This window comes from Pediococcus acidilactici (assembly GCF_016127815.1).
Taxonomy (GTDB): Bacteria; Bacillota; Bacilli; order Lactobacillales; family Lactobacillaceae; genus Pediococcus; species Pediococcus acidilactici.
The window spans coordinates 2,019,117-2,037,402 of sequence record NZ_CP066046.1; the positions used below are offsets into that span (position 1 = coordinate 2,019,117).

17 protein-coding genes and 1 pseudogene are annotated in these 18,286 nt (G+C 42.1%); 17 read left to right on the plus strand and 1 reads right to left on the minus strand.

Going from position 1 to position 18,286, the window contains the following annotated elements:
* Window positions 1-176: 176 nt before the first annotated feature.
* The 13 genes from I6H64_RS09815 (at window position 177) to I6H64_RS09875 (ending at window position 14,159) form a co-directional block, all read left to right on the plus strand.
* On the plus strand, window positions 177-1,256 hold the full coding sequence (locus tag I6H64_RS09815; RefSeq protein WP_008841637.1) for a bifunctional glycosyltransferase family 2/GtrA family protein: 1,080 nt from the start codon (window positions 177-179) through the stop codon (window positions 1,254-1,256).
* Complete coding sequence (locus I6H64_RS09820; protein WP_008841636.1) at window positions 1,256-3,220, plus strand: glycosyltransferase family 2 protein; 1,965 nt, start codon at window positions 1,256-1,258, stop codon at window positions 3,218-3,220. Before I6H64_RS09815 ends, I6H64_RS09820 begins: the two co-directional genes overlap by 1 nt.
* A gap of 31 nt (window positions 3,221-3,251) precedes the next feature.
* On the plus strand, window positions 3,252-5,108 hold the full coding sequence (locus I6H64_RS09825; protein WP_008841635.1) for an ABC superfamily ATP-binding cassette transporter permease subunit: 1,857 nt from the start codon (window positions 3,252-3,254) through the stop codon (window positions 5,106-5,108).
* Window positions 5,109-5,190: 82 nt separating this feature from the next.
* The gene (locus I6H64_RS09830; RefSeq protein WP_036667853.1) at window positions 5,191-5,358 is read left to right on the plus strand and encodes a hypothetical protein; all 168 of its coding nucleotides are present in this window, start codon (window positions 5,191-5,193) and stop codon (window positions 5,356-5,358) included.
* A gap of 229 nt (window positions 5,359-5,587) precedes the next feature.
* Window positions 5,588-6,931 carry an Nramp family divalent metal transporter gene (locus tag I6H64_RS09835; RefSeq protein ID WP_008841633.1) on the plus strand — a complete coding sequence of 448 codons (1,344 nt, stop codon included), beginning with the start codon at window positions 5,588-5,590 and terminating at the stop codon, window positions 6,929-6,931.
* Window positions 6,932-7,212: 281 nt separating this feature from the next.
* Window positions 7,213-8,211 carry a ribose utilization transcriptional repressor RbsR gene (rbsR, locus tag I6H64_RS09840; protein WP_005918334.1) on the plus strand — a complete coding sequence of 333 codons (999 nt, stop codon included), beginning with the start codon at window positions 7,213-7,215 and terminating at the stop codon, window positions 8,209-8,211.
* A 131-nt stretch (window positions 8,212-8,342) separates the two neighbouring features.
* On the plus strand, window positions 8,343-9,248 hold the full coding sequence (gene rbsK, locus I6H64_RS09845) for a ribokinase (protein WP_036685409.1): 906 nt from the start codon (window positions 8,343-8,345) through the stop codon (window positions 9,246-9,248).
* A gap of 18 nt (window positions 9,249-9,266) precedes the next feature.
* Entirely contained in the window at window positions 9,267-9,662 is a 396-nt protein-coding gene (gene rbsD / locus I6H64_RS09850; RefSeq protein WP_002829567.1) for a D-ribose pyranase, read from the plus strand.
* A gap of 166 nt (window positions 9,663-9,828) precedes the next feature.
* Entirely contained in the window at window positions 9,829-10,713 is an 885-nt protein-coding gene (gene rbsU, locus I6H64_RS09855) for a ribose/proton symporter RbsU (protein WP_002829568.1), read from the plus strand.
* 203 nt (window positions 10,714-10,916) lie between these two features.
* Entirely contained in the window at window positions 10,917-12,080 is a 1,164-nt protein-coding gene (locus tag I6H64_RS09860; protein ID WP_008841631.1) for an NADH-dependent flavin oxidoreductase, read from the plus strand.
* Window positions 12,081-12,360: 280 nt separating this feature from the next.
* Entirely contained in the window at window positions 12,361-13,260 is a 900-nt protein-coding gene (locus I6H64_RS09865) for a LysR family transcriptional regulator (protein ID WP_008841630.1), read from the plus strand.
* A gap of 163 nt (window positions 13,261-13,423) precedes the next feature.
* Window positions 13,424-13,840: a cupin domain-containing protein gene (locus I6H64_RS09870; protein ID WP_036685406.1), complete on the plus strand. Its 417-nt coding sequence runs from the start codon at window positions 13,424-13,426 to the stop codon at window positions 13,838-13,840.
* A 1-nt stretch (window position 13,841) separates the two neighbouring features.
* On the plus strand, window positions 13,842-14,159 hold the full coding sequence (locus tag I6H64_RS09875) for a carboxymuconolactone decarboxylase family protein (protein WP_002829574.1): 318 nt from the start codon (window positions 13,842-13,844) through the stop codon (window positions 14,157-14,159).
* Window positions 14,160-14,403: 244 nt separating this feature from the next.
* Here the strand turns inward: I6H64_RS09875 and I6H64_RS09880 are convergent, their stop codons facing one another.
* Entirely contained in the window at window positions 14,404-15,111 is a 708-nt protein-coding gene (locus I6H64_RS09880; RefSeq protein ID WP_008841628.1) for a MerR family transcriptional regulator, read from the minus strand.
* 186 nt (window positions 15,112-15,297) lie between these two features.
* Here I6H64_RS09880 and I6H64_RS09885 point away from each other — a divergent pair.
* From I6H64_RS09885 to I6H64_RS09900, 4 genes and pseudogenes are all read left to right on the plus strand, one after another.
* Window positions 15,298-16,016 (plus strand): annotated as a pseudogene (locus tag I6H64_RS09885) (ABC transporter ATP-binding protein).
* Window positions 16,016-17,167, plus strand: coding sequence for an ABC transporter permease (locus I6H64_RS09890; protein ID WP_008841625.1), 1,152 nt, complete (start codon window positions 16,016-16,018; stop codon window positions 17,165-17,167). The pseudogene I6H64_RS09885 and the gene I6H64_RS09890 overlap by 1 nt, the downstream one beginning before the upstream one ends.
* A 2-nt stretch (window positions 17,168-17,169) precedes the next feature.
* Window positions 17,170-17,802 (plus strand): TetR/AcrR family transcriptional regulator, encoded by a 633-nt coding sequence (locus tag I6H64_RS09895; protein WP_036685404.1) that lies wholly within the window; start codon window positions 17,170-17,172, stop codon window positions 17,800-17,802.
* Between the two features lie 23 nt (window positions 17,803-17,825).
* Window positions 17,826-18,278: a MarR family winged helix-turn-helix transcriptional regulator gene (locus tag I6H64_RS09900; protein ID WP_002829576.1), complete on the plus strand. Its 453-nt coding sequence runs from the start codon at window positions 17,826-17,828 to the stop codon at window positions 18,276-18,278.
* Window positions 18,279-18,286 lie beyond the last annotated feature (8 nt).

An 18,286-nucleotide genomic window follows, 5' to 3' on the forward strand; every position in this document is an offset into this window, starting at 1 on the left:
CTAGTTTAAATTGAATTGGTGCCCGTTTTGAAGTATGATAAACGCTAGTGTAACTGAAAAACTATGTTATTTTTAAGCCTTAAAAAAATAATCGTAACTATATGTTTTTTGATACACCAAGCCACAAAAAACACATAGTTTTTTCATAATTAAAAAATAGATATCGGAGGAAACCAATGAAAGCTTACGGCGTCTTGATTCCGGCATTAAATCCTGATGAAAAATTACTCGATTTAATTCAGGAGCTGTTAGAAAGTTCGGTTCCCGTACAGGCACTCGTGGTCGTTGACGATGGTAGCGACCAGCAGGCGCAGCCGATTTTCCAACGTCTTGCAGATATGGAAGATGAACGTATTCGTATACTGCATCACGAGGTTAATCGGGGAAAGGGAGCCGCGTTGAAAACGGGTTTCAAGTACATTTTAGAAAATTTCCCACAAATTCAGGGGATTGCTACCATGGATGCGGATGGACAACATCCGGTGGATGCATTAGCGGCTTGTATTCATCAGTTTGAAAAGCATCCGCAAGACTTAATTATCGGTGCACGTCAATTTACAAATCAAATCCCATGGCGGAGCCAGTTTGGTAACGTATTAACGCGTAAATTAGTGCGCATGCTCACTCGGCAAAATATTTCAGATACGCAAACTGGTCTGCGGGTGATTCCTCGAAGCTACGTGAGGCAATTACTTAGTTTTCCGGGAGAACGTTTTGAATTTGAGTTTGACATGTTGCTTCGAGCACGGAAGTTCCAGGTTAAGATTACCGAACAACCAATCCCCACAATTTATTTAGATGGCAATAAGTCATCACACTTTCGGGTGGTTCGTGATTCGGTCGCAATATACGCACGTTTTTTGAAATTCGCGATGAGCGGGTTGATTTCTTTTCTAGTTGATGTAGGATTGTTTGAATTAATGATTGTTTTGATGGGAAAAGAATTACTTGGAGAACGAATTATCGTGGCCACAATTGTTTCACGCTTGCTATCTGCGATGGTTAATTACACGCTGAACCATCGGGTGGTATTTGGCAAACAGGGACGTCAGACCGTTATTAAATACGGGGTGTTGTTTATTATCCAAATGTTTGCTTCCGGATACCTAACTGATTTAGTTACGGGATGGTTACCACACAGCCAGGGCAGTGTCGCACCGTTAATCGCTAAAATTGTGGTGGACTTTACGTTATTTATTATCAGCTATCAAATCCAACGTGATTTGATCTTTAAGGAAAAGCGAGGGGCTGACTAATGCCAAAAATCAAAAAAATTAGTTATATTTTAGCAATTGTTTTGTCCGTTTTGTACCTGTTATGGCGGGTGTTTTTTACAATTCCGTGGCACGCCCACCTCTTTACACTAATTTTTGCGTTGATGTTGGTTGGTAGTGAGATTGTCTCTAACTTTACGGCTTACGTATTGATTGCTTTCCGGTTAATTCGGCAAAAGAAGCCGGTTGATTTTAAAATCCCGGATTTTGATGATCGCCAACCCCTCCCGGCGATTGACGTGATTATCGTCACCCATAACGAAGAGGTGGCTTTATTGCGTAAAACCGTGAATGCGGCCAAATTCATGAAATATCCCGACCCTAAGTTGGTTAACGTGGTGATTGCAGACGATGGGAATCGTCCGGAAGTTCGCCAGTTAGCCAAGGAGTACCATGCTAATTACGTTACGATGGAAGAAAATAAGCATGCTAAGGCGGGAAACATTAACAATGCATTGGAACAGCTTCATGCGCCGTTGTTTGCCATCTTTGACGCGGATATGGTACCTTTCTCCAACTTTTTAATGGAGAGCGTCCCGTTTTTTACGGAAAATTTTGCTGAGTTGCAAGAAGATCCCGATCATACCGTGCCGTTAGGATTTGTACAAACGCCACAAAGCTTTTATAACGCAGATATTTTCCAGTTCAACCTCTTTTTGCAAGATGCGGTAGTTAACGAACAAGACTTTTTCTCGCGTGACGTTAACGTTTTAAACGGTGCCAACGGGCATGCTTTATTTACCGGGTCTAACGCGGTGTTCTTACGGGAAGCGGTCGATAAAGTGGGCGGTTTCCCTACGGATACAATCACGGAGGATTTCGAATTAGGAACCAAAATTAACAGTGAGGGCTATAAGAGTTTGGCAACGGTAGAACCCGTTTCAAGCGGAATTACTCCGGTAGATATGAAGAGTGTTATCAAGCAACGGACGCGCTGGGCTCGGGGAGTAATTCAAAGTTGTCGTAACCTCCACATCTTTTTGAATCCCAAAATCAACTTAATTAATCGAATTATTTTGATTAATACGTGGCTTTACTGGTGGTCCTTTTTGCGCCGATTAATTTATATTGCGGCTCCGATTTTGTACGCTCTTTTTAAAGTGCAGGTCGTTAATGCTAATTTCTGGGTGCTAATGATTGTCTGGGCACCGGGATATTTCTTGCTGCACTTTGTACTGGGAGATGCCTCCAGCAATATTCGTAACGAACGGTGGGGAGAAATACAAGAAACCTTTTTTGCCCCATACTTATTTTTACCCGTGTTACTGGAATCAATTGGTATTCACGCCAAAAAATTTAAAGTAACGGATAAAAAAGTACAATTTTCTTGGCGAGACAAATTGTACATCATCCCGTACTTGATTTTATGGTCGCTAACGTTAATTGCGATTATTAAATTTAACTGGGGAAAGTGGGGGTCAGAAATTATTGTGGGAAGTGTAATTACATTTTGGTTGGTAATGCACTTCATTAACCTTAGTTTCTGCCTGTTTATCTCGATGAAACGAGACATTCATCGTCGTAGCGAACGGTTTATTCGCCACGCAAATGGTCGCATGCAGTTGGCAAATGGAAAGTGGGCGGATTTTAAAACCCGAGACGTTTCGGATGGCGGTTTTTCGTTTGAATTGGATGACGACCAAAATCAACTAGAAATGGGAACGGAAACGACGGGAATCATCTATTACAAAAATTATCCAATTCATTTTAAGAGCAAAGTTGTCCGAGTAGTCGATACTGAACCGAAATGGTACGGAGTGACAATTAATATTGAAGACCGTAAGGATCAGGATTACTACTTAGAACTAACGTATGACGGGGAAAACAAGTTCCTCTCTAAAGAACAAGATAATTGGCTAACACCGTTTGACCAACTTCATTTGAACGTAATTTTGCGATTGAAAGAATTAGAACGGTCCGCGACGCGCTTTATGCGGCGTTCATAAAAGTTAGCTTAGAAATGTAGGTAATGGAAAAATGTCATTTTTTGGTTTGATTGTTTTTGCAATGGCACAGCTAGGATATACGGGGTTAATCCGAATGGCTGGCGTAAACAAGTACATGTCGTGGATTACGGCAATGGTCGTCCAAACCTTGGCGTTGTACTTTCTGGCAATGCTAAATTTATTGGAGTTCGGGCTTAAGGCCGTCGTGATTGTGGGTTGTATCGGACTGGTTGTGCGGGTCGGCTTGATCAGTTTTAATCGGGGAAAGCTCCCCTTTGAAGGAATCCATTATTTTGACTTTTGGATGATGTTTTTGGGCATTATGATGGGCCACACTTTATATCTCAGTCCCTTAATTCACTACGATAATTATTCTCACTGGGCCGTAATGGTTAAGTTCTTATTGTTTCAAGGGCACTTACCAGCCGGAGGCGAAACTTTAATTTCTTTCACGTCCTACCCGCCGGCCGCGGCTTTATGGATTACGGAATTTGTTAGCTGGGTTGGTTTTAGTGAAGGCGCCATGTTAGTGGGACAATTCCTGTTGATTTGGGCGGGACTATACGCCCTTTTTGCTGCATTACGGGATCGTAGTCGTACTATGACAGCATTCTTCTTGTGTTTCATCATTGCCATCAGTAACGTTTTTAACATCGCAATTCGGATGAATAACCTTCTGGTAGACTTTGTTTTGCCAGTGTTGGCGGCTGCGGCTTTTGCGGGAATTTATTCGTATCGTCGCCATCCGTGGTTACAATGCGTAACTGCTGGGATTTTTAGCGCAGAACTGTTACTAATTAAAAATTCGGGGACGATGTACGTGGTGATGATTGGATGTTATCTGATGTACTCGTTAACCACTAACTATGGCGTTGATAAGCGTTGGTTACGGATCCGGTTTGCGTCATGGCGAACTGCACTTACTATGGGACTCAGTTATTTGCCCTTTTTTTGGTGGAACCAACACGTGCACAACACGTTTCACGCAGTTACTAAACATCAGATCAGCGCCCAAGCGTATCAAAGTCAGCTAAACCACGAAAGCTCTGCCGTAATGGGTCGGATTAGCCACCAATTCATTCATCAAATTTTAACGTTAAATTCCCTGTCTACGAGGGGCGTTTTATTAATTAACATTGGTTTAATCGTGGCCTGGGTGGTGATTGGACTTGTTTTACATAAGCGCACTCCGCTTTTAAAAGTACTATTAGCCATCGACCTTAGTTTTGTGGTTTATTACGTGAGTGTATTGGCTATGTACCTCGTTTCCATGCCGTACAAGGAGGCCATTCACCTTGATGGACTAGAACGTTACTTATCTAGCATGGTGGTTTTAAACCTCTTCCTAGCTGCTTTAGCAATTGCGATAGCGATGGATCGGGCAATGTTTGTACAAGAAATTCAAAAACGAGGCGTTCGTTCGTTTAGTTCTCTGATTACCAAAAACATTTACCAATTCACGACGCTTGCACTGATGATCTTTTCAACAATTTTAATGATTTCAGAAATTGATGGTGTGGAGTATAATAACGCGCATAGTCAAGAAGCGCTGCCGGTCCAGCTGCCCCAAATCGCCAAGCAGACCACCAAGTACAACCACCAAAAAGTTTTGTTAGTCGACCCGCATCAAGATGACGTAGCAAGTTACTACGCGGGATACGTTGGAAAATATTATTTCTTTTCGGACAACGTGGTCACTCGTGAAGATTTCATGATGTCGCCAACCGACTTTAAAAAATTAGTTCAAAGTTACCAATACATCGCGCTTCCAGAATGGCACCGTACGTTTACGGTAATGTTGCAAAAGACCTATCACCAAGATTATCGTACTGGATTATTTCGGGTGACGCCCGAGGGACTAGTTAAAGTTAGGCAAGTTAAACCATAGGCGCTATAATTGGTTTAACGCTTAAATGTGACAATGGGTCCTTAAATGACTAAATTGATTAAAAATAAGTTGGGTGAATTTGATGGATTGGCGTCGTAAAATCCGCGAAATACTTTTGTTTGCGCTGATTACCACGGGGATGAGCTGGTGGGTGGCGGACTTTTTCCCTCATCAGTTTCAATTTAACTGGGGAATTATTGTCGTAGTGAACCTTATGTTTGCAATCGCTGTGTTAACCCGTAAGCGATAATTGAAGGCCACGGAACGTTGTGAAAAAAATTAAGCGCAATTGTGGTCATTTAAATAACGGTTTATGGTATAGTAGTTATGGTTTTTGAAAAGAGCACTCCGTTTTAAAAAAGAAGATATCAAAAATTGATCCATTTTTAATTCGCTGATATTAAAATGGGTCAATTTTTAGCGTGGAGAGTTTGTTTCAAGTTACCGAATTTCTAAACCAATAGAAAAGAGGGACTACAATGTCAGAAAAACTCGATGAAGTAGATAACAAGAGCTTAGATGAGATTAACGGTAGTATTAAGGTGCCAAAGAATGCCGGCTTTTTCAAAACGTTAATGGCCTATACCGGGCCGGGAATCTTAATCGCGGTTGGTTACATGGATCCAGGGAATTGGATTACGTCAATCGCGGGTGGTGCTCAATTTAAATATACGTTGCTGTCGGTGGTTTTGATTTCTAGTTTAATTGCCATGCTTTTACAAGCAATGTCGGCAAGGTTAGGAATTGTAACCGGAAAGGATTTAGCGCAGTTAACTCGGGAGCGTACTAGCAAACGAGTCGGATTTATGCTGTGGGTGGTTGCTGAATTAGCAATTATGGCGACCGACATTGCGGAAATTATTGGTTCAGGGATTGCGCTTGAGCTATTATTCCACATTCCACTAATTATCGGAATCTTGATTACCGCAGCGGATGTATTGATTTTGCTATTGCTAATGCGCTTAGGCTTCCGGAAAATTGAGGCGATTGTAGCGACATTGGTAATGGTGATCTTAATTGTTTTTGCTTACGAAGTTTTCCTTTCGGATCCTAGTATTTCGGGAATCATTAAAGGTTACGTGCCTGCACCAGTAATTTTGCAGAACAATTCAATGCTATATTTATCATTGGGAATCGTGGGGGCAACCGTAATGCCTCACGACCTTTACCTAGGATCTTCGATTTCGCAAACGCGTGAAATTGACCGCCGGGATCGTAAAAACGTGGCTCAAGCAATTCGTTTTTCCACGATTGACTCTAATATGCAACTATTTTTGGCGTTTATCGTCAACAGTTTGCTCTTGATTTTAGGGGCGGCTTTGTTTTACGGAACCGATAGCTCGTTAGGTCGATTTGTGGACTTGTTCAATGCGCTTAGTGACAATCAAATTGTTGGAGCAATTGCTAGTCCAATGTTGAGTATGCTATTTGCGGTAGCGTTGCTCGCGTCTGGACAAAGTTCAACGATTACCGGAACCCTTTCTGGACAAATTATCATGGAAGGTTTCATTCGCCTGAGGGTTCCGTTGTGGGTACAACGGTTGGTAACCCGTTTGCTCTCGGTGGCACCGGTTTTGATTTTTGCGATTTACTATCATGGTGACGAAGCCAAGATTGAAAATCTATTGACTTTCTCCCAAGTGTTCCTCAGTGTTGCGTTGCCATTCGCGGTAATTCCGTTGGTAATGTATACCAGTAGTAAAAAACTGATGGGTGAGTTTGCTAACCGTCAGTGGGTGAAGTGGTGTGCTTGGATTGCTACAATAATATTGATTTTATTGAACATTTATCTGATCTTACAAACTTTAGGAATAGTTAAATGAAGTTAAAAATGAACTTCAATTGAAGTTAAAAATTAGTTTTATAAGCGGGCTGTCAGGGATTTCTGGCAGCCTGTTTTTTAGGTTCCGTAACTAAGGAATCGCGCATTAAAATGCTTTTTGCCAGTTTGGTAAAGCCCACGGATTAATTAATTTTTCAGGTGAATAATTAATTATTCATTCTATGAGACCGTAAAATCTTCCAAAGAGATTTACACACGCTTGCTTTTTTTAGTGTACACTATTCCTTAAAACAATTTATCAATTTAGGTGTGGTTGACATAATGAATAAAAAGAAAGTTACGATCAAAGACGTTGCCAAAGCTGCCGGGGTTTCCGTTACCACGGTTTCCCAAGCTTTAAATGGGAACGGCTCTCGTTTCTCTCCAAGAACGATCAAACGGATTCAACGCGCTAAAGAAAAACTGGGTTACGAACCAGATTACTTTGCGCAGCGGATGATTATGAAGAAAAGTAAGATGATCGGGGTGTTGGTTCCGGACATTACTAATCCCTTTTTCAACAGCTTAGTTCGCGGGATTGAAAACGTATTATACCAATATGATTTCATGACGATGCTTTGCAACGCGGATATGGATCAAGGCAAGGAAGACCGTTATTTAACGGAACTTACCCACCGGGGAGTCGATGGGTTTATCATTGCTAGCTCGTCAATTTCTAACGAGGCAATTCAAAAAATTCTGCGCGGCGAAAAATTTCCTTTTATCGTTTTAGACCAAAAAAAGTCGGAGGGAATCAGCGACGCGGTTCTTACCGACGATTTTTCTGGTGGACAACAAGCGGCCCAACATTTATGGGATTTAGGTCACCGGCAAGTCGCCGTTGTAATGCCTGAAAACGCCACGGAAAATATTCAAAACCGACTTCGCGGCTTCCAAACGGTATTTGGGGAAGACGAGATTGTTCGCGTAGACGCCGAGCTATCCAAAAAGAGCGGACGTAAAGCGGCCCAAGCGGTAATTAATTCGCCCGCGACGGCGATTTTTGCGGTAAACGATCAAATTGCCTTAGGGTTATACCTCGGGCTGGCTGATCAGGGATGCCGAATTCCTGAAGATTACAGCGTAATTGGGTACGATAACATTGATATGTGCGAATACGTGGTCCCCCAGTTAACTACGATTGCGCAGCCAATTTTTGAATTAGGGCAAACTACGGCAAAAATGTTAATTGACCGAATCGAAAAGCCTAACAAACAATGGGAAGAAGAGTTGTTGCCGGTTCAATTAGTAAAACGATTTTCCACTGCCCGTTTGAATTAATTTAAGTGTTGTGCTATATTTCTATTATGTCTTTAAAACGTTTTCATGCGGAAGGCATTTTTATTTTTTTGTTTAGTAAAACGTTTTACCTAAAATAAATGGCAATTTTTATAACTCAGGAGGAAAACAAGTTGAGTACGGTAACGATTATTGGAAGTATTAATTTAGATCGCACAATTCGGGTTAAGCAAATGCCCAAACCTGGAGAAACGATGCATACAAAAGAAATCTTCTCCGCTGGGGGCGGCAAGGGCGCAAACCAAGCGGTGGCAGCTAAGCGTTCCGAAGCAAAAACCAATTTTATTGGTGCAGTAGGAAACGATGATGCTGGCCGGGCAATGTTAGATTTACTAGAACATGAAGACATTGACCTTAGTGGAGTTACTACTTTGGACAATCAGGCAACTGGTCAAGCATACATTGTGGTTGACGACGCTGGTGAAAATGAAATTATGCTTCATGCCGGTGCAAACATGGCCTTTACTCCGGATTACGTAGCATCTAAAACAGACGTGATTAAAAATAGTGATTTCGTTATTGCTCAATTTGAAACTGGGTTGGAAGCAACTACTAAGGCTTTTGAAATCGCTCACGAAGCGGGTGTAAAAACAATTTTGAATCCGGCTCCCGCAATTGAAAAGGTTCCGGATGATTTGCTAGCCGTAACGGATATGATTATTCCTAACGAAACGGAAACTGAAATCCTCACTGGAATTGAAGTCACTGACGAAGCTAGCATGGTGAAGGCTGCTAAAGCTTTGCATGACCAAGGAATTAAGGCCGTGTTAATCACCATTGGTAGTAAGGGAACTTTCTACAGTGTTAATGGTGAAACCGGGATCGTTCCCGCATTTAAGGTGAAGGCCGTTGACACTACTTCAGCCGGAGATACTTTCATTGGTGCCATGAGCACGGTTTTGAATCCAGACTTTAGCAATCTTAAAGACGCAATCCTTTATGGTAATAAGGCGTCATCATTGACGGTGCAACGCTTTGGTGCGCAACCATCGATTCCATACAAGAAAGAATTAAATTAACGAAGGGGTGCGGAAAAAATGAAAAAAACAAAAGTAATCAATTCAGATATTTCACGGGTAATTGCCCAAATGGGTCACTTCGATAAGTTAAGCATTGGTGACGCGGGTATGCCAGTACCAGCAGGAACCGAAAAAATCGACTTAGCAGTTGATAATGGAATTCCAAGCTTTACTCAAGTACTTTTGAACGTTTTAGAAGAATTAGAAGTACAACGAATTTACTTAGCGGAAGAAATCAAGACCGAAAATCCTAAGATGTTGGAAAGCATTCAAGAAATAATGCCTAACGTGCCGGTTACTTTCATTCCACACTCAGAAATGAAGCAAGACTTAAACAACTGTCGCGCGTTCATTCGGACGGGAGAAATGACGCCTTATTCAAATATCATTTTGGAAAGTGGCGTAGTATTTTAATTACCCTTAAGGGGATTGAGCAGTTAGATAGTCAATATTAACTACGATAAAAGATTTCCATTGACCTATTGAAGGCGTATTATTAATATGTTTGGTCAACGCCATAGGAATTAACCGAGGCTGCGGAAGCAATGTTCCCAGCCTCTTTATTTAAGGGGGAAAAAGTATGAATGCAACAGCAATTTTAATCGGTCTTGGACCGTTGATTGGGTGGGGACTGTTTCCTACCCTAGCATCTAAAATCGGCGGTCGTCCGGTTGACCAGATTGTCGGGACCGCTTTTGGTACTTTCATTTTTGCGTTGGTAGTCGCAATGGTGAACGGCCTAAGCTTACCTACCGGTTGGAACTTAGTTTTAACCATCGCTTCTGGAATTGGTTGGGCAAGTGCTGAAATTATTACATTTAAGAGTTTTGCAATGATTGGTTCATCACGTGCAATGCCAATTACTACGGCGTTTCAACTCTTGGGAGCTTCGTTATGGGGCGTGATCGCCTTAGGAAACTGGCCAGGAATCACGGCTAAAATCGTTGGTGGAATCGCGTTAATCATGATCATTTTTGGTGCTTCCTTGACGGTTTGGTCGGAACACAAAACAAAGGAAAATTCCAAGTTAATCACCCAAGCAGTGGGTTGGTTAGCAGTCGGGGAAATCGGATACTGGGTATATTCGGCGGCTCCTCAAGCAACTCCAGTTGACGGGATGCACGCTTTCTTACCACAGGCGATTGGAATGGTAATTGTGGGCGTTGTTTACGCCGTCTTCCTTTCGATGAAGGGCGAAAAATCGGCCTTAACTGAAGCAGTTTCTTATAAACAAATCATTTCGGGCTTTTTCTTTGCCTTTGCAGCGTTGACTTACTTGATTTCGGCACAACCAAACATGAATGGTTTGGCAACTGGTTTCATCTTGTCACAAACGTCAGTAGTTTTGGCAACCTTAACCGGAATTTGGTTCTTAGGTCAAAAAAAGACGCCAAAAGAAATGGCCGTTACGATTGCTGGTTTAGTACTAATTCTAGTAGCAGCAACCATTACGGTAATGATTTAATCCAATTAAACTAAAGTGTAACCAATTTAGATAAAGCTCCTCAAGGATGAAAATCCTTGGGGAGCTTTTTTGTAATGCCAGGTGGATGATAGATTTTTATGTATAAGTAATTAGTTTTAGTATGATAAGTGTTTTCGGTTGATTGGAACCGTTTTCCTAGTATACTCGTAAGTGTAAGGAATTTTTAGAAAGGAAGCGAAAAAATGGTGAGCTACAAGTTTTTACAGCCATACACGTTTAAAAATGGGGCACAAGTCAAAAATCGAGTGGTGATTCCGCCAATGACCATCCAATCTAGTTTAGAAGACGGATCGGTTTCCCGAGACGACCTATTCTACGCAGGGTTGCGCGCTGGAGGAGTAGGCATGTTTATTAGCCCGGTTGCTAACGTCACGGATAACGGCAAAGGGTTTGAAGGCGAACTTTCGGTTGCGGACGACCGCTTCATTCCGGGATTGGCTAAACTAGCCGCAACCATGAAAAAGGGTGGTACTAAGGCAATTTTGCAGATTTTTCATGCCGGACGGATGTCAAATAGCAAAGTTTTACGGGGCACCCAACCGGTTAGCGCAAGTGCGGTAGCCGCTCCGCGAGAAGGAATGGAAACTCCTCGAGAATTGTCAGAAATTGAAATTGAGCAAATCATCAAAGCCTTTGGCGAAGCTACCCGACTAGCAATTCAAGCAGGGTTTGACGGGGTCGAAATTCACGGTGCCAATACGTATTTGATTCAACAATTTTTCTCACCGCATTCCAACCGGCGCACGGATCACTGGGGTGGCTCGGTGGAAAAACGGATGAACTTTGGGCTGGCAGTCGTTCAGGCTGCACATCGTGCGGTTGCCAAATATGCTGGAGACCACTTTATGCTGGGCTATCGTATTTCACCAGAAGAGATTGAAGAGCCTGGAATACGTCTAGCGGACACCCTGCAATTTATCGACGAATTGGCTGACCAACCGCTGGATTATCTCCACGTTTCGATGGGGAACGTATGGCGAAAGTCATTAAACGACGACAGTGAAAAACGGCCCACCATTTTGCGTATTAAAAAACAAGTGCATAATCGTTTACCAATTATCGGAGTTGGTTCGGTAGAAACGCCAGCCGACGCGGAAAAGGTGATGGACGAAGGGATTGACTTCGTCGCTTTGGGCCGTGAATCGCTGCGCGAACCGCAATGGGTTGAAAAAGTTGCGCGGGGCCACGAAGACGCCATTCGTTACCAGGTGGATCCGGACGCACTAGACGAATTAGGTCTAAACCCGGCGTTAATGGATTTCTTGGGTCAAATTGGGACAGATCTGCGTTTTATTGGTGCCGATCGCGAAAAAAAGTCAGGTGACAGCGTCGTTTTTGACCGTTAAATTTCACGAACTAAGGAAAATTATGTCAAAAGTTGGGTGGTTTATAAACATTCACTGAAAGGCGACCATTATGCCAAATTTAGGCGTGATGGTCGCTTTTAGGCTAAGCGGAGAGGGCCAGGTAGAGTGCTTAATGATGTGGTTCAACCCCTCTAGGTTCTTCTTCAACTTATCCTTGGTTTAGCAGTTGATGATGGTTGAAATAGCGGTACTTATTGAAGTTAAATTAAGTTAAAATAAACGTGTTGAACTTCAATTTTAGAAATGATTGGGGAAGAATATGGAAATTCGTACGCTTAAATATTTTTGGACGATTGCTGAAGAGGGAACCATTTCTAAGGCTGCAAAAGCCCTGCATATCACTCAACCAACGCTTAGTCGCCAGCTAAGGGAGCTGGAAAATGAACTAGGAACCTCCTTATTTATTCGGGGGCGTCGTAAATTACAGTTAACGGATGCTGGTTTGTTTTTGAAAACTCGTGCGGAAGAAATTTTACAATTAACGCAACAAACCAACCTCGAGTTTGAAAATCGGCGAAAGCAACTGTTTAGCGGGCGAATTGCCATTGGATGCGTGGAAGCTGATAATTCGGATACGCTAGCTTTGATTTTAGAAAAGTTTGTGCAAGACTACCCACAGGTGACGTTTACCGTCTACAGTGGTACTAGCGACGACATTACCACGCGATTGGACAAGGGGCTTTTAGACGTAGCGGTCCTGTTAAAACCGGTCGCGACCGAGAAATATGGGGAAATCACCCTGCCCCGCACCGAAAGATGGGGATTACTGGTTTCAAAAGATTCTTCCTGGGCTAAAAAGAATGCTATTCAGCCAGCTGATCTACGAGAAATGCCTTTATTTATCGCGCAAAGGCCGGAGGTTCGGCAGCTAGTTACTAAATGGAGTGGCATTGACTACGCACAGCTAAAAGTGGTAGGAAATTTCAATTTAATTTTCAACGTTTTAGCGTTAGTTAAACGCCAAGTTGGACAAGCTTTTGGAATTGAAGGGGCGACCGCACAAATTCGTCCAGAAGGGGTCAAATTTATTCGGCTGCAACCAGAAGTAAAAACCAATTGCGTACTAGTTTGGCGACGAGAACGAAATTTAACCCCGGCAGTTAATGAATTTATTAATTACTTTAGGGATGCCTTTGGAGCATACCATAATAACAAATAAGTATTTTACGTATACTAAAAACAGCCGTAACATTATCCATGTTGATAAAGTTGCGGTTTTTTTATGGGACAAAGTGACCGCTCTTTATCCTCGCCATTTAAGACGGACAAGACTAAGAGAAACTTTAACGAATAAATACTTGAAATTTGAAAGGATTTTAAAAATGAAAAATGAAGCAATTAAAGCTGGGGGAATTTTTCCTATTGGACCCAAGAACGATGCTTACGCAAAATATTTTGTCGGCCAAAGTTATCTACAGAACTTGGTAGCCGACCCTCAGATTGACGTAGGAGTGGGTAACGTAACTTTTGAACCGGGATGCCGCAATAACTGGCATATCCACCACAATGGCTTTCAAATTTTATTAGTTATCGGCGGCGAAGGTTGGTACCAAGAAGAAGGAAAAACGGCGCAGCATCTTACAACCGGTGACGTGGTGGTTACTCACGAGGACGTCAAGCACTGGCACGGTGCAACTAAGGACAGCTGGTTTACCCACGTGGCAATTACCGCAGGAACTCCAGAATGGTTAGAGCCCGTTAGTGAAGAACAATATGCAGCAGTTGAGGAGGATGAATAGAATGGCAAAAAAACAAACGGCTGGACGTGAACAGTTAGGCGACTTAGCACCTAAATTTGCAGAACTCAATGATGACGTATTATTTGGGGAAGTATGGTCGCGTGAAAGTCAGCTTTCGGCACGGGACCGGAGTATGATTACTTGCGCGAGTTTACTAACTCAAGGAGCGTTCCCTCAATTGGAAGCACATATGAAAATGGCTAAGACCAATGGCGTAACTAAAGATGAAATGGTGGAATTAGTTACTCACCTCGCATTTTACGCGGGTTGGCCAAAGGCTTGGTCAGCATTTGGACTAGTTAAGAAGATTTTTGATTAATAAAGTAGTGTAGATTAATTTTTAAACCTAATTAAGGACAATCAATTTGAAAGCACGTTTTAAGAATGCTAATCCATTTTGAGACGTGCTTTTTACTGGTGGGCAAAAATTAGATTAGTACGGCTAAAATAAACTCCAACCTCTAGTTTCCGTCGGTTAACCAAAAAAGAACGCTAATCGCATAATCCGCGATTAACGTTCTTTTTTAATTGATCCTCGAGAGTTACCTGGGATTTGGAATGTGCTATATTTCCACGCAATAACCCTCATAGTCACAGTTGGGGCACCCTAGCCAACGAGTCTTTGGTGAATGTTTTGCCCAGAAAAATTCGCCAAACGCTGGCTTGAAGTATGCTTCGCATTGCGGGCAGACATACTCAACCGAGCGGTAGTATGCGTATACGGCAATTGCCACCGCAACTATAATGGGGCAAAAAGCGGCCACCACCACCAACCAGTTACTACTGGAAATGCCATACCAAATTGCCAATATTTCTAAAATATCAATTAGGCCCCCGAAAACAAACAACGCGCTTCGTTTTCTGGTTAAACTACGTCGCCGACGAATGCTTTCCTCAATACCAATAAAGGAATTAGGCGTAATGGGAATTTGATCAGTTAACCAGTGTTTAATTTCACCAATCGTTTTTAAAGTATCCTCTTGTTGTTTAATCTTTTGCTTCAATTGTAGTTCTTCTTGGTTAAGCAAAGTTTGGAGCACTTCGTCAAAATTCGGGCTGTTTAAAAGCTCCTTAATATTATTCAAAGAAAGTCCGAGCGATTTCAAGAAAGTAATTAATTCTAATTGTTCTAATTCATGGTCGGTATAAACACGCCGACCCGCTTCTGAAAGTTTAGCAGGGGAAAGCAGTTGTCGCCGGTCGTAATACTGAACCGTGCGGATACTTACCCCTACTTTTTTGGCTAGTTCACCAGTGGAATAATTAGCCATTAAAACTCACCTCCATGCTTATTTATATCTAATTACGTAAGGGGATTAGCAAGCAGTATTTAGTTATTAAGTATATTTTAACTTCAATTGAAGTTAAATACGATTGCGTTTTATATGCAGTGGTGTTAAATTAAATCTGTGGTAAGTGAGTAATTACTCACCTAATAAAAATGGGAGGAAATCGTGATGGAAAAAGTGGTTACTTTAACCAAAATTGCGAAGAGTTTTGGTAAATTACAAGTCTTAAAAGACATCAACTTAGAAATCAATGTTGGAGAAATTCTAGGTTTAATTGGCCCTTCCGGATCCGGTAAATCAACCATTATCAAGATCGCGTTAGGGATGGAAAATGCCGATCAAGGAGAAGCAAAAATATTCGGCCAAACGATGCCCAATCGGCAGCTATTAGCTCAAATTGGTTACATGGCGCAAACGGACGCTTTGTATTTGAGCTTGACGGGCGCGAAAATTTGAAATTTTACGCTCAGATGAAGGGGATTAACCGACAAGCGATGACTGATCAAATTGCCCACGTTGTGGATGTGGTGGACTTAAATGAAGCTATTGACCAGCCAGTCCAAGGTTACTCAGGCGGAATGATGCGCCGGCTTTCTTTAGCAATTGCGCTTCTAGGAGATCCGCAACTTTTAATTTTAGACGAACCCACCGTGGGCATCGATCCAGCCTTACGTCGACAAATTTGGCGGGAGTTAAAGCAAATTAAGGAAGCGGGACGCAGCATTTTAATCACAACTCACGTAATGGATGAAGCTGAACAAGTCGATCAGGTGGCGCTTATTTTAGACGGCGACGTAATTGCTCTGGATGCTCCTAGCAAGCTTGAGGAACAGTACCAAGTACCCACTATTGAAGACGTCTTTTTGAAAGCAGAGGGGGCTAAATAATGTTACGGATTTTAGCAATTAGTCAACGAGTTTTAAGGGAATTAGTTAGGGATAAACGAACGATTGCGCTAATGTTTTTAGCACCAATTTTAATTTTGGTACTGTTAAGCTTTATCTTTAATAACAATGCGTCGACTAAGGTTAACGTAGCAACTGTCGGAGTGACTAAAAAGATGAATCAAGACTTAGAAAACGTTAAGCACTTTAAAGTAAAGGAATATGATAGTCAAGCCGCAGCGCGGAAAGCTTTAGATAATCAACGAGCAGATGCGATTATCAAACGTTCCGGTGTAGACTACACCATCACGTACGCGAATACAGACGCTACCAAAACTTCGGCAGTTAAACTGGCCTTCAACAACGTAAGGACGCTTGAAAATGTTCAGGAGTTAAAAAATGTTTTACAACGGAGTATTAAGACAAACGCTGAGCTTCAAGCGAAGTTGGCGCAAGTTACTCACCAAACTTCCCCAAATAAAGCAATCCCGGCCAACAAGGCGTCTTCAAAAGGAAAGGTTACCAGTAAATACGTTTATGAGGATTCAGATACTAACTTTTTTGATAAAATCTTGCCGATTTTAATGGGTTTTTTCGTCTTTTTCTTTGTTTTCTTAGTTTCGGGAATGGCGCTTTTAAAAGAACGTACCAGTGGAACTTTGGACCGTTTGTTAGCCACGCCCGTTAAACGCAGTGAAATTGTTCTCGGTTACATGATTAGCTACGGAATAATTGCCGTTTTACAGACCGTGGTGATTGTTTTAGTAACTATTCAACTTTTAGGAGCCGAAGTAGTGGGGAGCGTTTTTAACATCATCATAGTTAACTTGTTGTTGGCGTTAGTTGCGTTATCGTTTGGAATACTATTATCTACGTTTGCCAACTCAGAGTTCCAGATGATGCAATTTATCCCCATTGTCGTGGTGCCGCAAGTATTCTTCGCAGGGATTATCCCGCTAGATACGATGGCGGATTGGGTGCAAAAAATTTCCTACGTAATCCCCCTTAAGTATGCGGGAGATGCGGTTAGTTCCATCATGATGTATGGAACCAGTCTAACAAAGTTAGGGGGAGACCTTGGTATATTACTAGGATTTCTTGTAGTATTGACTATGTTAAATATTGTCGGACTACGGCGTTATCGGAAGGTATGAACATGGACGGAAGAGTATTTGAAAATTACAAAAAATGGCTTCAAGAACAAGAGATGCCTAAAGGAAAGCGAAATTCCCTATTAGCTGCCCTGGATTTATTTGCGAGGTATGGCTACGATGGAACTTCAACGGCGCAGGTAGCAGAAGCGGCGGGGGTGAGCCAGGCCACGATTTTTAAGTATTTTAAAACCAAGCAAGATTTACTAAAAGCAATCATCAAACCAGTACTAGAAAATTTTTTTCCGGTTTATCGGGATGACTTGCTAGCAGAACTAGCGCAATATAATTCGCTTGAAAAATTAGTTCACTTTTTGGTGCAAAATCGGTACCGTTTTATGGTGGAAAATGGTGATGCAGCAATGATTCTATTAACGGAGGTGCTCACTAATGAAGAGGCTCGACAGCTCTTCATTGCGACGATAAGTGATCCAGAACACTCGCTAGTACAGGGCTTGAACCGTGCTTTGCGACAAACAGGGGAAGTACGCCCCGAGCTGGATGCTGCGGCAACTGTACGAACGATTATTGGGCAGCTGGCGGTTTACTTTTTACAACAACGCTTTGCTCATAACGGAAATGAAGCGGATGATTTGAAGTTAATTGAAGGTCAAATTGTGCGAGCACTACGTAAATAACACATCGTGGAGAGGAATACGGAATGGAAGACATTTTGCGAGTTATTGGTTCAATTGCACGCGAGTTAGATTCAATTGCTAACGTGGAATTCAAAGAAATTAACCTTACCAAGGGGCAATTTTTATACCTTGCCCGAGTTTGTGAAAATCCAGGCATTATTCAAGGAGAATTAGCTGAACTTCTGCGAGTTGACCGGACCACGGCAGCGCGAGCATTGCGTAAATTAGAAGATCAAGGATTGATTAGTCGACAATTTACGGCAGATAACCAAAAAATTAAACGCCTTTACCCAACCGAAAAGGGGCGGTCCGTTTACCCCATTATCAAGCGGGAAAACGAGTATTCTAACGCAACCGCCTTGCAAGGTCTCTCTGAAGAAGAAGTTAAACAGGTTCGTAATTTATTACTTCGGGTGGAAAAAAACGTTAATGCTGACTGGCATTACGTTAAGAACGGAAACCATCGCGATTATTGAGGTGAAAT

Excerpts from the sequence above, each read along its gene's own strand:
- rbsU (WP_002829568.1), top strand. The coding sequence starts at position 9,829 with ATGAATGCAACAGCAATTTTAATCGGTCTTGGACCGTTGATTGGGTGG.
- I6H64_RS09875 (WP_002829574.1), top strand. The coding sequence starts at position 13,842 with ATGGCAAAAAAACAAACGGCTGGACGTGAACAGTTAGGCGACTTAGCA.
- I6H64_RS09835 (WP_008841633.1), top strand. The coding sequence starts at position 5,588 with ATGTCAGAAAAACTCGATGAAGTAGATAACAAGAGCTTAGATGAGATT.
- I6H64_RS09860 (WP_008841631.1), top strand. The coding sequence starts at position 10,917 with ATGGTGAGCTACAAGTTTTTACAGCCATACACGTTTAAAAATGGGGCA.
- I6H64_RS09820 (WP_008841636.1), top strand. The coding sequence starts at position 1,256 with ATGCCAAAAATCAAAAAAATTAGTTATATTTTAGCAATTGTTTTGTCC.
- I6H64_RS09900 (WP_002829576.1), top strand. The coding sequence starts at position 17,826 with ATGGAAGACATTTTGCGAGTTATTGGTTCAATTGCACGCGAGTTAGAT.
- rbsD (WP_002829567.1), top strand. The coding sequence starts at position 9,267 with ATGAAAAAAACAAAAGTAATCAATTCAGATATTTCACGGGTAATTGCC.
- I6H64_RS09815 (WP_008841637.1), top strand. The coding sequence starts at position 177 with ATGAAAGCTTACGGCGTCTTGATTCCGGCATTAAATCCTGATGAAAAA.
- I6H64_RS09865 (WP_008841630.1), top strand. The coding sequence starts at position 12,361 with ATGGAAATTCGTACGCTTAAATATTTTTGGACGATTGCTGAAGAGGGA.
- I6H64_RS09895 (WP_036685404.1), top strand. The coding sequence starts at position 17,170 with ATGGACGGAAGAGTATTTGAAAATTACAAAAAATGGCTTCAAGAACAA.
- I6H64_RS09890 (WP_008841625.1), top strand. The coding sequence starts at position 16,016 with ATGTTACGGATTTTAGCAATTAGTCAACGAGTTTTAAGGGAATTAGTT.
- I6H64_RS09880 (WP_008841628.1), bottom strand. The coding sequence starts at position 15,111 with ATGGCTAATTATTCCACTGGTGAACTAGCCAAAAAAGTAGGGGTAAGT.
- I6H64_RS09830 (WP_036667853.1), top strand. The coding sequence starts at position 5,191 with ATGGATTGGCGTCGTAAAATCCGCGAAATACTTTTGTTTGCGCTGATT.
- rbsR (WP_005918334.1), top strand. The coding sequence starts at position 7,213 with ATGAATAAAAAGAAAGTTACGATCAAAGACGTTGCCAAAGCTGCCGGG.
- I6H64_RS09870 (WP_036685406.1), top strand. The coding sequence starts at position 13,424 with ATGAAAAATGAAGCAATTAAAGCTGGGGGAATTTTTCCTATTGGACCC.
- I6H64_RS09825 (WP_008841635.1), top strand. The coding sequence starts at position 3,252 with ATGTCATTTTTTGGTTTGATTGTTTTTGCAATGGCACAGCTAGGATAT.